Source organism: Sphingomonas sp. IC4-52, assembly GCF_020707225.1.
GTDB lineage: Bacteria > Pseudomonadota > Alphaproteobacteria > Sphingomonadales > Sphingomonadaceae > Sphingomonas.
Window position 1 is genome coordinate 401882 of record NZ_JAJFEU010000001.1, and the last position, 14752, is coordinate 416633.

Sequence of the window (14752 nt, forward strand, 5' to 3'; positions counted from 1 at the left end):
GGGGATCAACCATCGGTACGCCCGCGTTGTGCGCATTGGCTCCCCCCGCTACACGAGGCCGCATGCCTTCATTGCCGAAACCCGAAGAACAGGGTCTGCCTGTAACTACCACTGTCAGGTGGCGCTTCCCAGCAGTCCATCCCGAAGGGCAGAAGTTCGCCGCCATCGCGTTCGGTATCACGCTGTTGATGACCATTGTTCATAGCGTGTTTTTCTGGCCGCTTCTGGGGATCACGATCTGGGTGGCGGCGTTCTTCCGTGATCCGGTCCGCACGACGCCCCGGGGTGAGGATCTGATCGTTTCTCCCGCAGATGGATTGGTAACGATGATCGCGGAGGTGCCAGTACCTCGCGAACTCGCCGCGGATCTTGGTGCAACGCATCTTACCCGGGTGTCGGTCTTCATGAGTGTCTTCGACGTGCATATCAACCGTTCGCCGATCGCCGGCACGATCCGGCAGGTGGTCTATATCTCCGGCAAGTTCCTGAACGCCGATCTCGACAAAGCGTCGGAGGAGAATGAGCGGCAGCACTTCGTCGTGGAAGGTCATGACGGCCGCCGGGTTGGGTTCACCCAGATCGCCGGCTTGGTGGCGCGGCGGATCATCGGCTTCGCCAAGGTCGGAGACATGGTGGCCGCGGGCCAGCGCGTCGGCTTGATCCGCTTCGGAAGCCGCGTCGACGTCTATCTGCCCGCAGGCTATGCTCCACAGGTGGCACTGGGCCAGCGGACAATCGCCGGCGAAACCGTCCTGGCCCGCGCGGGATTGTCGCCTGTATCCGGAGTTGCACAATGAGGCGCCCAATACGTCCGCGGCGGGGCCTTCCGCTGCGCGCCGTCGCTCCCAATGCCATTACCGCCTTGGCGCTATGCTCTGGTCTCAGCGGCGTGCAGTTCGCGATCAAGGCCCGCATGATGGAGAATGATCTGGCATTGCTGCGCGGTGCGGAGCTGGCGGCGCTCGCAGATCGCGTTGCAACCCACTGGCAACTGGCGGTCGCCTTTGTTCTTATCGCCGGTCTTTTGGACGGGATCGACGGGCGCATTGCGCGTCTGCTTCACGGTGAGAGTCGCTTCGGGGCGGAGCTCGATTCTCTCGCGGACGCGATTTCCTTTGGTGTGTCGCCCGCGTTGATTCTTTACCTGTGGTCGCTGTCGTCCTTGCCGCGGTTCGGCTGGATTGCCGCCTTGATGCTGGCAGTGTTCGCAGCGTTACGCCTTGCGCGTTTCAATGCGAATATCGATGCGGACGATCAGCCACATAAGTCTGCTGGCTTCCTTACCGGCGTCCCGGCGCCAGCCGGCGCTGGATTGGCCCTGCTGCCCATGTTCTTGTGGTTCTGGACGGAGGAGCCGGCGCTGCGATCGCCCTATATCGTCGCGCCGTGGACGGTTCTTTCTGCCTTGCTGATGGTGTCGAGCCTGGCCACTTGGTCGTGGTCTTCGCTTCGCCTGCGCAGGAACATTCGCTTCGAGGCTCTGGCCCTTGTGGTCATCGTGGCCGCGGCAGCCGTGACCGCACCTTGGCACACCGTGAGCGCAATCAGCATCGCCTATCTGCTGGCGCTGCCATTCAGCATCGCCAGCTATGCACGAGTTAAGCGGCTGCGCGCGTCCGGTATGCAGGCGCAGGCCGCGCCTGTGCCGCCCAACGCCTGACGGCGATACGCTGCTCTGCGCGAACCAGGGCAGCCAGCGGCTGATGATCTGCCGGCGCTTGCCTGCGCAACGCGCTAACAATTCTGTCAAAACGAGGAATGATGGTCGTCGCAAGAGCATAGGCTGAAACTGCGAACGCGCCGATAAAAATCGCGAAACTCACAACCGCCATCATTGTCTGCCTCCATGGCACTTGCGAACCATAGCGCGCAAACCGCTGAAAAGACCTGCTGTTCCACTTTCCACCCAAAATGCACCATTGGGCTCTGCTGCGTGGACCGGCATTTCCTACTCGCGTTCGGCTAGGTTCCCTCTCTGTTCTTGCGTTTGTTCCACGTATGTTCGTGCGGGTCAAGCGGTATCAAGCCGCTTGTGCGTGGACGAATGTTCCGGTAAGGGCGCGGGCCTCAACTCCGCATGGGAAGTACAACGACCGGTGCGCTGGCCTTTTAGGCTCGCGCCATCCGCTTCCCAGAGGTCTAACCGGAAGGAATAAAGATTATGGCGGCACCTGTCGTCACGATGCAGCAGCTTATCGAAACCGGCGCGCACTTCGGCCACCAGACCCACCGCTGGAACCCGAAGATGAAGCCGTATCTGTTCGGCGAGCGCAATGGCGTCCACATCATTGACCTGTCTCAGACCGTACCGCTCTTTGCGCGTGCGCTTGAGTTCATCAGCTCGACCGTCGCGTCGGGCGGCAAGGTGCTGTTCGTAGGCACCAAGCGCCAGGCGCAGGAGCCGGTTGCCGACGCCGCGCGTCGTGCCGGCCAGCACTTCGTCAACCATCGCTGGCTGGGCGGCATGCTCACCAACTGGAAGACGATCTCCAACTCGATCAAGCGTCTGAAGGCTCTTGAAGAGCAGCTGTCGGGCAACACCGCCGGCCTCACCAAGAAGGAAGTGCTGCAGCTCACCCGTGAGCGCGACAAGCTTGAGATGAGCCTGGGCGGCATCCGCGACATGGGCGGCATTCCCGACATCATGTTCGTGATCGACGCGAACAAGGAAGAGCTCGCGATCAAGGAAGCCAACACCCTCGGCATCCCGGTCGTTGCGATCCTCGATTCGAACGTGTCTCCGGACGGCATCGCGTTCCCGGTCCCCGCGAACGACGACGCAAGCCGTGCCATCTGGCTGTACTGCGAGGCGGTTGCGATCGCCGCAACCCGCGGCAACGCAGAGCAGCAGCGCCGTGGCGGCGTTGACTTCGGTGCCATGGCCGAGCCGCCTGCGGAGGAAGCGCTGGGCAGCGACCCGGTGGTTGCCACGGCGGGTGCAGAGGAATCGCGCCAGATCGACGCGTAAGACTGCGGCTTCGACAAGCCACTCACCTTTTCGTGCCGAGTTTGTCGAAGCACTGTCTCTTTCCTGCAATGCTGCGGAGAGAAGGGCGGTACTTCGGCGGGCTCGGCACGAGCGGTTTCATACGGGCTGATCCCACCTCACGGGATCCACAGGAAGGATTACACGATGGCCGATATCACGGCAGCGATGGTCAAGGACCTGCGCGAGAAGAGCGGTGCAGGCATGATGGACTGCAAGAAGGCGCTGAACGAGACTGGCGGCGACATGGACGCTGCGCTCGATTGGCTCCGCACGAAGGGCCTGGCAGCGGCTGCGAAGAAGTCCAGCCGTACCGCGGCCGAGGGCTTGGTGGGCATCGCTACCAGCGGCACCAAGGGCGCGGCGGTTGAGGTGAACTCGGAAACCGACTTTGTCGCCAAGAACGACCAGTTCCAGGATTTCGTTCGTGAAGTGACGCAGATCGCCCTCGCCACTGGCGGCGATGTCGACTCGCTCAAGGGCGAGAAGATGCCATCGGGCACGACCGTTGAGGAAGTGCTGACCAACAACATTGCAACGATCGGTGAAAACCAGTCGCTCCGTCGTTCGAAGCGCCTCGAAGTCTCGAAGGGTGCGGTTGTCGGCTACGTGCACAACCAGCAGGCGCTGGGCCTCGGCAAGATTGGCGTTCTCGTGGCGCTTGAGAGCGAAGCTTCGGATGAGGTGCTTCAGAGCCTCGGCAAGCAGCTGGCAATGCACGTTGCCGCGGCGTTCCCGAAGGCGCTGAACGAGGAAGACCTGGACGAGGCCGAGATCGAACGTGAGCGCGCGATTGCCGCTGAAAAGGCGGGCGAGAGTGGCAAGCCGGCCGACATCATCGCTAAGATGGTCGAGGGTTCGATTGCGAAGTACCGCAAGGAGCATGCGCTGGTCAGCCAGCTGTTCGTGATGGACGGCAAGACCCGCATCAGCGACGTTGTTGCCAAGGCGGGCAAGGACGCTGGCACGCCGATCGTTCTGAAGGACTATGTCCGCTTCCAGCTGGGCGAGGGCATTGAGAAGGAAGCGTCGGACTTCGCTGCTGAAGTTGCTGCCGCTTCGGGCGTGCCGCAGAACAAGCAGGCGGAGCCGACCGCCTGATCATTCCGGGCGACGGCCAGCCGTCGCTCGACGATCAACATCCCGGTCTCGCCCGGAGATCTGCTCAAACGGTCGCTACGCAGTGACCGAAGAGCTGATTCCCGGAGCGAGGCCGGGATGATTTTTGTCGGTCAGGCAGCGCCTTGGAATTGAGGGTTCCGCGACGTAGTGGTTGCGACCCTTGCGGGGCTTCCCTAAGGTTCCCGCCGCCCGACCTCAGCCGTATCGGATCAAATGACTAGCCCTCGTTACAAACGAATCCTCCTGAAGCTTTCGGGCGAAGTTCTGATGGGGGCAGATGGCTTAGCCATTGATCCCGCCGTGACTGGCCGTGTTGCCGAGGAGATCGCCGACGTTAAGGCTCAAGGATATGAGCTTTGCGTGGTGGTCGGTGGAGGCAACATCTTCCGCGGGCTCGCTGCTGCTGCCAAGGGCTTCGAACGGGCGACCGCCGATTACATGGGCATGTTGGCGACGGTCATGAACGCGCTGGCGGTCCAGAATGCGTTGGAGCAGATCGGCGTCGATACCCGTGTCCAATCGGCAATTCCGATGCAGTCGGTTTGCGAGCCGTTCATTCGCCGCCGCGCTGTCCGTCACTTGGAGAAGAACAGGGTCGTGATCTTTGCGGCTGGCGTCGGTTCGCCGTTCTTCACCACAGACAGCGGTGCGGCCTTGCGTGCGGCGGAGATGAACTGTGACGCATTGTTCAAGGGCACGAGCGTTGACGGGATTTACGACGCGGACCCGAAGCAGGTGCCGAACGCAACGCGTTACGAGACGATTTCCTACGACACCGTTCTGTCCAAGAACCTCAAGGTGATGGATGCGAGTGCGGTAGCATTGTGCCGCGATTCGAATATCCCGATCGTCGTCTTCAACATTCGCGAGCACGGCAATTTTGCTGACGTGCTGCGGGGCGAGGGCGTATCGACGATCGTAATGAACGAACAGGAGATGATCGATGCCCGCGTATGACAAAGCGGATCTGGAGCGCCGCATGGCTGGCGCGGTGGAAGCGCTGAAGAGCGATCTGGCTGGTCTTCGTACTGGCCGCGCGTCCACCGCGTTGCTCGATCCCGTGACGGTTGAAGTCTATGGCTCGCATATGCCGCTGAACCAGGTGGCAACGGTTTCCGTCCCGGAGCCGCGGATGCTTTCCGTGCAGGTGTGGGACAAGAGCAACGTCAGCCCGGTGGAAAAGGCGATCCGATCGGCCGGTCTCGGCCTCAATCCGATCAATGATGGCCAGACACTGCGTTTGCCGATCCCTGACCTCACCGAGGAGCGCCGCAAGGAGCTCGCGAAGCTTGCCGGATCCTATGCGGAAAAGGCTAAAGTGGCGGTTCGTAATGTCCGGCGCGACGGCATGGATAGCTTGAAGACCGACGAGAAGAAGGGCGTCTTCGGCGAAGACGAACGCAAGCGGCACGAGGTCGAGGTGCAGAAGCTGACCGACGCCACGATTGCGGACATCGACGCGGCCGCTAGCGCCAAGGAAAAGGAAATCCTGGGCAAGTGAGCTCGGGACTTTCAGGTTCCTTTCTGCGCGCCGCCGTGGAGCTGACGCTGGCCGACGCGGCGCAGGCTTTGTGCCTGTTGCCTGTCGCCGGCAACAATGCGGGCGGGAACTTGCTCCTGTGAGCGTTGCGCCAGCGCTCCAAGCGGGCAACGTCAATATGCCGCGTCATGTCGCCATCATCATGGATGGCAACGGACGATGGGCCAAGAAGCGCCTGCTACCCCGCGCCGCCGGTCACAAGGCCGGCGTAGAGGCGGTGCGACGCGTGACCCGTCACGCGCGCGCCATCGGCATCGAAGCGCTGACGATCTATGCCTTCTCTTCCGAGAACTGGCGTCGCCCGGAGGAGGAGATCGGCGACCTGATGGGTCTGCTGCGGTTGTTCATTCGCAGCGACCTTGCAGAACTTGTTCGTGAAAACGTCCGACTCAAGATCCTTGGCGACTACCGGCGCTTCCCCGGCGACGTAGTTGCGCTGATCGACGACGCGCTAGCGCGCTGTTCCACGAACACGGGCCCGATCCTGGCGATTGCGTTGAACTATGGTGCGCAGGCGGAACTCGTACGTGCCGCGCGCCGGCTGGCGGAGCGCTTGCCGCCCGAACAGATCGACGCGGCAGCTATAGAGGCTGAACTCGAAACCCGTGACATGCCGCCGTTGGACCTCTTGATCCGGACGTCGGGTGAGCATCGCCTGTCCAACTTTCTTCTGTGGCAGGCCGCTTACGCCGAGCTGCTGTTCGTCGACACGCTTTGGCCGGATTTTGGCGCGTCCGATCTGGACGAAGCAGTCGCTGCGTTTGGCACCCGCAACCGGCGGTTCGGAGGCTTGTGACTGCTCCCGACGCCAAGTTCCGTACGCCATCCAATCTGCGGCTGCGGATGATCGCCAGCGTGGCAATGATCGCCGTGGCAACCGCAGCGCTCTGGTTTGGTGGTATCGCCTTCTGGCTGCTGGCGGTGGTGGTCGCACTGTTCATGATGGCGGAATGGTCGGACCTTCAGAAGGTCTCGCCACGTGAAAAGCGGATCGCTCAATACGGCTTGTCGGTTCCGCTGGCGGTGATGGCGCCTGCGTCGCTGGTGCTGGAGGAGCATGACTTCTTCTCGCTGGGTCTGCTGGCCGGCGCTGCCTTCTTCGTCGCCATTGTCACCCGGCGCTCGGGATTGGGTAAGGGCGTTGTTTATTGCGGGCTTCCGGTGCTCGCTCTCGTGTTTCTGCGCCGGCAGGATGAAGGTCTGCTGTTCGCGTTCTGGGCTCTGGCTCTAGTCTGGGCGACCGACATCGGCGCCTTCTTTGCTGGGCGCTCGATTGGCGGGCCGAAGCTCGCGCCAAAGCTCTCACCCAACAAGACGTGGGCCGGGTTGATCGGGGGCGTGGCGGCGGCAACTATCCTCGCTCTGATCTTGCATGTCCGCTATGGCCTTCCCTGGCGCATGACCCTGGGAACTCCCCTGCTGGCTGTCCTGGCGCAAGGAGGAGATCTGTATGAAAGTTGGCTCAAGCGGCAGGCCGGCGTGAAGGATTCGGGTGATATTCTGCCGGGTCACGGTGGGGTTCTCGACCGGCTCGATGGTGTCGTTCCAGTCGCTCCGGTGGCCGCCTTTCTCGTGATCGCGCCCTATCTTTACCGATGAAGACAATCACTGTTCTTGGCGCGACCGGGTCGGTCGGCACATCGACGCTCGACCTGATCGAGCGTTCGCCTGACGCATTTCGGGTCGTTGCGCTTACCGCAAATAGCGACGTTGAGCGGCTTGCCTCTGCTGCGCTGCGCACGCGAGCGCGGCGCGCTGTGGTTGCAGACGAAGCACGCCTTCCGGCGCTGCGTGATGCACTGGCAGGCAGCGGGATCGAGGCGGCTGGCGGTGATGCAGCGGTGGCCGAAGCCGCGGCGATGGGCGCCGATGTCACGGTCGCAGCAATCGTCGGTTGTGCCGGTCTCAGGCCTGCGATGGCTGCGGTGGAGCAGGGCGGTACCCTGGCGCTCGCGAACAAGGAGGCGCTGGTATCGGCCGGCGACGTGATGAACGCTGCGGTTCAGCGTAGCGGCGCGACACTGCTTCCGGTCGACAGCGAGCATAGCGCCATTTTTCAGTGCCTTGACGCGCGTCTTGCCGGGCGGGTCAGCCGCATCGTGCTTACCGCCAGTGGCGGGCCGTTCCGCGATCGCCCCCTGGAAGACATGCGGGCCATCACGCCGGCTCAGGCTGTAGCGCATCCGAACTGGTCGATGGGGGCCAAGATCTCGGTCGACTCCGCGACGATGATGAACAAGGGGCTGGAACTTATCGAGGCCTACCACCTGTTCCCCGTTGCGTCGGAGCAGATCGAGATTGTTGTGCATCGACAATCGGTGATCCACTCCATGGTCGAATATGTCGACGGATCGGTCCTTGCCCAACTCGGCACGCCCGATATGCGCACGCCCATCGCTTATGCGCTCGCCTGGCCGGATCGCATGGCAACGCCTGGCGAGAGGCTGGACCTGGTCCGTGTCGGTCGTCTGGACTTTGAGGCCCCCGATCAGGAGCGTTTCCCGGCGCTTCGTCTCGCCCGAGAGGCGCTGGAGGCAGGCGGCGCCCGTCCGGCCATCTTGAACGCGGCCAATGAAGTGGCGGTTGATGCCTTTTTGAAGGGGCGCGTCGGTTACCTCGAAATTGCCGCAATCGTCGCCGATACCTTGGAACGCTTTGATCCGCTCGCTCCCTCGTCGCTCGACGCGGTTCTAGATGTGGATCGCGAGGCGAGGGCACTGGCGGAAGAGCGTGTGAAGGATCGCGTCGCTTGATCGAAACTCCTGGCCTGCCGCTGACGCTGCTCGCCTTCGTACTGGTAATCGGGCCGCTCGTGTTCGTGCACGAGATGGGGCATTATCTGGCCGCTCGCTGGTTCGGGGTGAAGTCCGACGTGTTCTCGATTGGCTTTGGCCGCGAGATTGCCGGCTGGACCGACAAGCGTGGGACGCGCTGGAAGATCGGATGGATGCCGCTGGGCGGCTACGTCCGCTTCGCCGGAGACATGAACGCGGTGAGCCAGCCGTCGGCCGAGTGGCTGTCGCTGCCGGCCGAAGAGCGTAATCGCACGTTTCAGGCGAAACCGGTCTGGCAGAGGGCGATCATCGTCGCGGCTGGCCCGATCGTCAACTTTCTGATTGCCATGCTGATCCTGGGCGGCTTCGCCCTCGCATTTGGCGATACCCGCACGCCTCCGGTGGTCGGAACGGTAGTGCAGGGAAGTGCTGCCGCACGGGCAGGGCTGCAGGCCGGCGACCGCATCACTCGGTTGGGCGATCGCGAGATCGCGATCTTCGAGGACATGCTGTCCTACACCCGGATCCATCCGGGCGAGGTGACGCAGGTTACGTTCGAGCGCGCCGGTGAGCAGCTGACGCGTCCGGTGACCATCGGGGTTCAACAACAGGTCGACCGTTTCGGCAACAGCTACCGTATCGGCATGCTGGGCATTGCCCGCGGGGAGCGAGTGTCCGTGCCGGTGAGCCTGCTGGAGGCGCCGGGCATCGCAGTTCGCCGGACCGGCGAGATCGTTTCCATGATGGTGGAAACGATCGGTCAGATCATCTCCGGTCGCCGCTCGGTAAAGGAGCTGGGCGGTCCGCTGTCGATTGCAAAGGTGTCGGGTGAGCAGATCACCCTTGGCCCGGAAGCCTTCGTCTTTCTGATCGCGCTGGTGTCCATCAATCTGGGGTTCATCAACCTGCTGCCAGTTCCCATGCTGGATGGCGGTCATTTGCTCTTCTACGCGATTGAGGCAGTGCGCCGGCGTCCGGTCGGGCCGGATGCACAGGAATGGGCGTTTCGCGGCGGTCTGGCGGCGATCCTCGGCCTCATGCTGCTGGTGACCTTCAATGATCTGGGGAATTTCGGCCTTTGGCGCAGCCTCGCCCGCTTGATCGGTTGACGATTCAAGGGCAGGGCGCTGCGCTCACGGGCTTGTTTGGGCTTACCGGGGTGGATTTGGTGACTGTATTGAACACTTCGTTTGCTCGACCGCGCGCGGCTGCGCTTCTGCTTGGCTGCACGATGCTTGCGGGCGTTCCGTCCATGGCGGCAGCGCAGCAGAGCACGTCTGCCCAGCCTCAGGTGCAGCAGGCCGCGCCAGCGGTCGCGCCTCCGGTCGAACGCGCGATTCGGTCGCTGCGCGTCGAAGGCTCGCAACGAATCGAGCCGGATACCGCGCTTAGCTACACCAAGCTTCGCGTGGGACAGACGTACACCAACGAAGCGCTCGATCAGGCGATCAAGGACCTATACGCCAGCGACTTGTTTGCTGACGTGACGGTGTCGGGCGCGGAAACGGGCGACATCGTTCTTCGCGTACGCGAGAACCCGATCATCAATCGGGTCATCCTCGAGGGCAACAAGCGCCTGAAAGAGGACAAGATTACCAAGGAGATCCGGCTTAAGCCGCGCCAGGTCTTCACCCGCTCGGCCGTTCGCCAGGATGTCGCCCGCATCGTGGAGCTATACCGCCGCCAGGGCCGGTTTGGCGCGAGTGTCGAGCCCAAGATGGTGTCGCTCGATCAGAACCGCGTCGACGTGGTCTTCGAGATCAGCGAAGGCCCCAAGTCCAAGGTTCGGCAGATCAACATCATCGGCAACGAGGTGTTCGACGACGACAAGCTGCGTGAGCAGATGGCGACCAAGCAGGCACGGCTTTTCCGCCTGCTGTCGTCCAACACCACCTACGACCAGGATCGTTTGGCGTACGATCAGCAGAAGCTGCGCCAATTCTATCTGACCGAGGGCTATGCCGACTTCCGGGTCACGAGCGCGGTGGCCGAGCTGACGCCGGACAAGGAAGACTTCATCATCACCTACGTGGTGGAGGAAGGCCCTCGTTATAAGTTCGGTGACGTCACCGTCGACAGCGACATTCGCGACTTCGACGACAAGGCGCTGGCCAAGACGCTCGCTGTGAAGAAGGGCGACTGGTACAACGCGAAGCTGGTCGAAGACACCGTCGACAGCCTCAGCCAGACGACGGGCCTGTTCGGCTACGCCTTCACGGAGATCAATCCGGAGTTCCAGCGCGATCGTGAATCGCTTACCATGTCCATCAACTTCCACATCGCGGAAGCAAAGCGGACCTACGTTGAGCGGGTCGACATCACGGGCAACACGCAGACTCAGGACAAGGTGATCCGCCGCGAGATCCGCCTTGCGGAAGGCGACGCGTTCAACAGCTTCCAGGTGCGTCGTTCGCAAGACCGCATCAACAGCCTGGGATATTTCCAGGACAAGTTCGAGATTAAGCAGACGCCAGGCACGGGACCTGATCGCGTCATCCTCGGCGCGAACGTCGAAGAGCGTGCGACCGGTGAGCTTCAGTTGTCGGCCGGCTTCTCGAGCCTCGAACGCTTCATTCTGCAGTTCAACCTGACCCAGCGTAATTTCCGCGGCAAGGGCCAGGAACTTCGCTTCGGCGTGAACTATTCGAGCTATTCGAAGTCGATCGAGGCCGGGTTCACCGAACCTTATCTATTCGACAAGAACATCGCGGTCGGCGTTGATGTGTTCCGCCGCGACTACAATGCCTTCAACTTCATCAATAACAATCGTGAGACGACCTACAGCCAGGTGTCGACCGGCTTCCAGGTGCGCGCTGGCGTTCCGCTGACCGAATATTGGTCTTTGTCGGCGCGTTATGGCCTGTCCTATGATGAAGTGAGCCTGGATCGCGATCAGTTCTTCCGGAACGGGCGGTGCGACCCGCTTCTTGCCGGGCGCTATCTGTGTGACGCTTTGGGCAACCGTCTGACCTCGTCCGTCGGCTATTCGTTGATCTACGACAGCCTCAACAGCCGCCTGCGTCCGACCGCTGGCCAACGCTTCACCTTCAGCCAGGACTTTGCGGGTCTTGGCGGCGATGTGAAGTATCTGCGCACCCGTGCCGATGCGGCGAAATATTGGGGGATTGGCGGCGGCTTCGTCCTCTCCGCGCTGGCGGAGGGCGGCTACATCCATCCGCTCGAGGATAGCCCGGACGAGGGCGTTGATCCGATCCGCATTACCGACCGCTTCTACCTTGGCGAGCCGCAGTTCCGCGGCTTCGACATCCGCGGCGTCGGGCCGCGCGTGCTGCGGCAATATTATACGACAAACGAGAGCGGCGCTCAGGTGCTGATCACGGATCGTGATCAAATCGTCGATGACGCACTTGGCGGCACGGCTTACTACCTCGGCCGTATCGAGCTCGAGATTCCGCTTGGTTCGGGCGCGCGTGAGCTTGGCCTCCGTCCGTCGGTCTATGTTCAGGCGGGCAGCTTGTTCAACATCACCCGTCCGCGTCCGACAGCGGTGTTCCCGACGACGACGGACGCAAATGGCAACACGATCGTGCTGCCGCTGCCGCAGACGGATACCGCTGGTAACCCGCTCTATTACTACACGAACCCGGCCGGGGTTCCGGTCACCACGACCTGCGCGGCCGGCATCCCCGATGCCAGCGGGAACTGCAATGGCATCATCCCGAATACCGCGCAGATCGCGTCGCAGCCGTTCAAGGAAAGCTTCCTCGGCAACTCGGCCAAGCCGCGTCTGTCGGTCGGCTTCGGCGTCAACTGGACCTCGCCATTCGGCCCGCTGCGCATCGACATCGCTCGCGCCCTGATCAAGCAGGAAGGCGACGACGACAAGCTTATTACCTTCAACGTAGGGACTCAGTTCTGATGACCAAGTTCAAGCACATGCTGCTCGCCGCAGCACTCGCGGCCCCGGTTGCGTTTTCCGCTGGTACCGCCACCGCGCAGGTGTCAGGCATCGCTGTCGCCAACCCGGAGCAGGCTGTTGCCAATTCCAAGGCCTGGACGACTGCCCGTTCGCAGATCCAGACGCAGTACAAGACCCAGCTCGATCAGGCGAACACGCGGCGCACCGCGATCCAGGCCGAGCTGCAGCCGCTGGTGACCGCCTATCAGACGGCCGCGCGGGCGCCTGGCGCAAGCGAAGCGTCGCTTCGTCCTCAGGCACAGGCCATTCAGACCAAGCAGCAGGCCGCTCAGCAGGAGCTCGCCCGTCTGACCGAGCCGGCTCAGCGTGCCGAAGCTTATGCGATTGAGCAGATCAGCGCGAAGCTGTCGGATGCGGTGCAGGCTGCCGTGCGCGCGCGCAACGTGACGCTGCTGCTGCGTCCCGAGGCTGCGCTCTATGCACAGCCCGCCGCTGATATCACCTCGGCGATCACCGCTGAACTCGACAAGTCGGTGCCGAGCGTCGGGATCACGCCGCCGGCAAACTGGCAGCCGGGCGGACAGGGTCAGGCACAGGCCGCGCCGGCAGCCCAGCCGCAGCGTAACCAGCCGCAGGGTCGCTGATCCCAGTCATGACCGATACGCCCACCTCGACGGCACTCGGGCCCTTTGACGTCACTCGGGTGATGGCGGCGCTGCCGCATCGTTATCCGATGCTGCTCGTCGACCGGGTGGAAGAATTGGTGCCCGATGAGTCGATCACCGCCATCAAGGCGGTGACGATGAACGAGCAGTTCTTCCAAGGGCACTTCCCAGGGCGTCCGATCATGCCGGGCGTGCTGATCGTAGAGGCGCTGGCGCAGGCCGCCGGCGTCCTCGCGGTCGAGAGCCTCGGTCTCGCGGGTACCGGCAAGCTGGTGTATTTCATGTCGATCGACGGCGTGAAATTTCGCAAGCCGGTGGAGCCCGGGGTTCTGCTGCGGCTTCAGGTTTCCTTCGTGCAAAAGCGCGCCCGGGTGTGCAAGTTTGCGGGAAGGGCACTGATCGGTGATGACCTGGCCGCCGAATGTGAGTTCACGGCCATGATCGCTGATCCGCCCTCTGCGTGAGCTTGGTCTAGGCCGAAAGCTGTGGATTGCAGGGGGAGCGCGCGTCTGCTAGGCGCGCCGCTTCCTTTTAGGCTGGTTGGAACCAGCCATTCCGGAGAAGAAGACGTGAAGAAAGACACCCACCCCGACTACCACATGATCAAGGTGCAGATGACGGACGGCACTGTGTACGAAACCCGCTCCACCTGGGGCAAGGAAGGCGACACGATGACGCTCGAAATCGATCCGCTGGCGCACCCGGCATGGACCGGCGGTCGCGGTCAGATGCTTGACCAGGGTGGTCAGGTCGCGCGCTTCAACAAGCGTTTCGGCGGGCTCACGCTTCGCAAGTAAACGACTGGTTAACCGCCGCGAGCCTAGCATTTGCCTGATGTTCGCGGCGGAATATGAACCAGCTGAAACGACTGGCCGGCGCCGCAGCCCGCGTGCGCCGGTTTCGTTTGATGTGCGGGTGGGCGATGGCGGCTTGCGGCGCACGTTATGCAAGATCGTGGACATCTCCATAGATGGAGCCCGGATGCAGACGCACTCTGCGCTGCGTGTCGGGAGTAGCATCTGGCTCACGCTGCCTCTCGCCGGCACCCTTTCAGCAGATGTGATGTGGGCTGACGATTTCACGGCAGGCTGCCGCTTCAACAAGCCCCTCCGACCCGACATTTTCAAGCAGTTGCTGGTCTTGTGAGGACGTAAGCGTGGACTCAGCTCCGGATGCCCGGAGGGTAGGGTGTTCCGATGAACAGCTCGGGCACGTGCTTCATCAAGCCGCTGTTGATCGCCGCCTGAGCCATGAGCTGGGGATGATCGACGGTATCGAACTGCTCGCCGGCATGGTTTGATCTGTAGACGGATCCCCATCTAAGCTTTTCTACCCCAGAGAAGCTATTGGCGACCGCCAAGTAGCTATCACGTCCGTGCCTGTCCCAAGATCCGGGTAGCGAAGGTAACGCCGACACGCTTTGCGCAGGCTGGGTTGGCGGATGGGGTGGCTGCCGAATTGCGGGTCATATGTCACTGCTTTCACTCGGGTTCGTTCGGTGAACTTTTGTATGATGCCCCCGCGGGTGCCCCCGCGGCGCGGCTTGATCAGCTGACGTGAGTTGCATCGGGGCTTCGCTTGCGAAGCCACTCCTCGACGTCCGCTTCCCACCATCCGACGCTCCGAACGGTGAGTTGGTGCTGCCGGGGGAATTCCGCTCGCCTGATCAGGCGGTAGATCGTCGCCTGGCTAAGCCCGGTCGTCGCAATCACGTCGGGCAGGCGCATGAAGCGACCACCGCGTGCCGGGCGACCTTCCCGTTTCGCTTCGGCGACCTTCATGGGG

At 62.5% G+C, this 14752-nt stretch carries 17 protein-coding genes; 16 read left to right on the plus strand and 1 reads right to left on the minus strand.

Translation table 11 applies throughout. From position 1 onward, the window contains the following. Nucleotides 1-62: 62 nt before the first annotated feature. The 16 genes from LK535_RS01880 to LK535_RS01950 all read left to right on the plus strand — a co-directional run bounded on the left by LK535_RS01880 (nucleotide 63) and on the right by LK535_RS01950 (nucleotide 14113). On the plus strand, nucleotides 63-797 hold the full coding sequence (locus LK535_RS01880) for a phosphatidylserine decarboxylase (RefSeq protein ID WP_227770197.1): 735 nt from the start codon (nucleotides 63-65) through the stop codon (nucleotides 795-797). Next, nucleotides 794-1660: a CDP-alcohol phosphatidyltransferase family protein gene (locus LK535_RS01885; RefSeq protein WP_227770198.1), complete on the plus strand. Its 867-nt coding sequence runs from the start codon at nucleotides 794-796 to the stop codon at nucleotides 1658-1660. Before LK535_RS01880 ends, LK535_RS01885 begins: the two co-directional genes overlap by 4 nt. A 501-nt stretch (nucleotides 1661-2161) precedes the next feature. Further along, nucleotides 2162-2968, plus strand: coding sequence for a 30S ribosomal protein S2 (gene rpsB, locus LK535_RS01890; RefSeq protein WP_227770199.1), 807 nt, complete (start codon nucleotides 2162-2164; stop codon nucleotides 2966-2968). A gap of 165 nt (nucleotides 2969-3133) precedes the next feature. Further along, the gene (tsf, locus tag LK535_RS01895) at nucleotides 3134-4087 is read left to right on the plus strand and encodes a translation elongation factor Ts (RefSeq protein WP_227770200.1); all 954 of its coding nucleotides are present in this window, start codon (nucleotides 3134-3136) and stop codon (nucleotides 4085-4087) included. Between the two features lie 234 nt (nucleotides 4088-4321). Continuing rightward, a complete protein-coding gene (pyrH, locus tag LK535_RS01900) occupies nucleotides 4322-5065 on the plus strand; it encodes a UMP kinase (protein WP_227770201.1) in 744 nt (247 codons plus the stop codon). After that, complete coding sequence (gene frr, locus LK535_RS01905; RefSeq protein ID WP_227770202.1) at nucleotides 5052-5609, plus strand: ribosome recycling factor; 558 nt, start codon at nucleotides 5052-5054, stop codon at nucleotides 5607-5609. The genes pyrH and frr overlap by 14 nt, the downstream gene beginning before the upstream one ends. After that, nucleotides 5606-5731 (plus strand): hypothetical protein, encoded by a 126-nt coding sequence (locus LK535_RS16730; RefSeq protein WP_265333966.1) that lies wholly within the window; start codon nucleotides 5606-5608, stop codon nucleotides 5729-5731. The genes frr and LK535_RS16730 overlap by 4 nt, the downstream gene beginning before the upstream one ends. Before the next feature lie 35 nt (nucleotides 5732-5766). Next, nucleotides 5767-6444 (plus strand): polyprenyl diphosphate synthase, encoded by a 678-nt coding sequence (gene uppS / locus LK535_RS01910; protein WP_227771039.1) that lies wholly within the window; start codon nucleotides 5767-5769, stop codon nucleotides 6442-6444. A 47-nt stretch (nucleotides 6445-6491) separates the two neighbouring features. Beyond that, entirely contained in the window at nucleotides 6492-7247 is a 756-nt protein-coding gene (locus LK535_RS01915; protein ID WP_227771040.1) for a phosphatidate cytidylyltransferase, read from the plus strand. Further along, a complete protein-coding gene (locus LK535_RS01920; protein ID WP_227770203.1) occupies nucleotides 7244-8401 on the plus strand; it encodes a 1-deoxy-D-xylulose-5-phosphate reductoisomerase in 1158 nt (385 codons plus the stop codon). The genes LK535_RS01915 and LK535_RS01920 overlap by 4 nt, the downstream gene beginning before the upstream one ends. Further along, on the plus strand, nucleotides 8398-9531 hold the full coding sequence (locus tag LK535_RS01925) for a M50 family metallopeptidase (protein ID WP_227770204.1): 1134 nt from the start codon (nucleotides 8398-8400) through the stop codon (nucleotides 9529-9531). Before LK535_RS01920 ends, LK535_RS01925 begins: the two co-directional genes overlap by 4 nt. 122 nt (nucleotides 9532-9653) lie before the next feature. After that, a complete protein-coding gene (gene bamA / locus LK535_RS01930) occupies nucleotides 9654-12302 on the plus strand; it encodes an outer membrane protein assembly factor BamA (protein ID WP_227771041.1) in 2649 nt (882 codons plus the stop codon). Continuing rightward, nucleotides 12302-12946 (plus strand): OmpH family outer membrane protein, encoded by a 645-nt coding sequence (locus LK535_RS01935; protein WP_227770205.1) that lies wholly within the window; start codon nucleotides 12302-12304, stop codon nucleotides 12944-12946. Before bamA ends, LK535_RS01935 begins: the two co-directional genes overlap by 1 nt. A gap of 8 nt (nucleotides 12947-12954) precedes the next feature. Next, the gene (gene fabZ, locus LK535_RS01940) at nucleotides 12955-13431 is read left to right on the plus strand and encodes a 3-hydroxyacyl-ACP dehydratase FabZ (protein WP_227770206.1); all 477 of its coding nucleotides are present in this window, start codon (nucleotides 12955-12957) and stop codon (nucleotides 13429-13431) included. Between the two features lie 105 nt (nucleotides 13432-13536). Then, entirely contained in the window at nucleotides 13537-13764 is a 228-nt protein-coding gene (gene rpmE, locus LK535_RS01945) for a 50S ribosomal protein L31 (RefSeq protein WP_066778564.1), read from the plus strand. A gap of 37 nt (nucleotides 13765-13801) precedes the next feature. Next, a complete protein-coding gene (locus tag LK535_RS01950; RefSeq protein WP_227770207.1) occupies nucleotides 13802-14113 on the plus strand; it encodes a PilZ domain-containing protein in 312 nt (103 codons plus the stop codon). 401 nt (nucleotides 14114-14514) lie between these two features. On the opposite strand, the gene LK535_RS01955 is transcribed toward LK535_RS01950, so the two are convergent. Further along, entirely contained in the window at nucleotides 14515-14748 is a 234-nt protein-coding gene (locus tag LK535_RS01955; protein WP_227770208.1) for a helix-turn-helix transcriptional regulator, read from the minus strand. Between the last annotated feature and the right edge of the window lie 4 nt (nucleotides 14749-14752).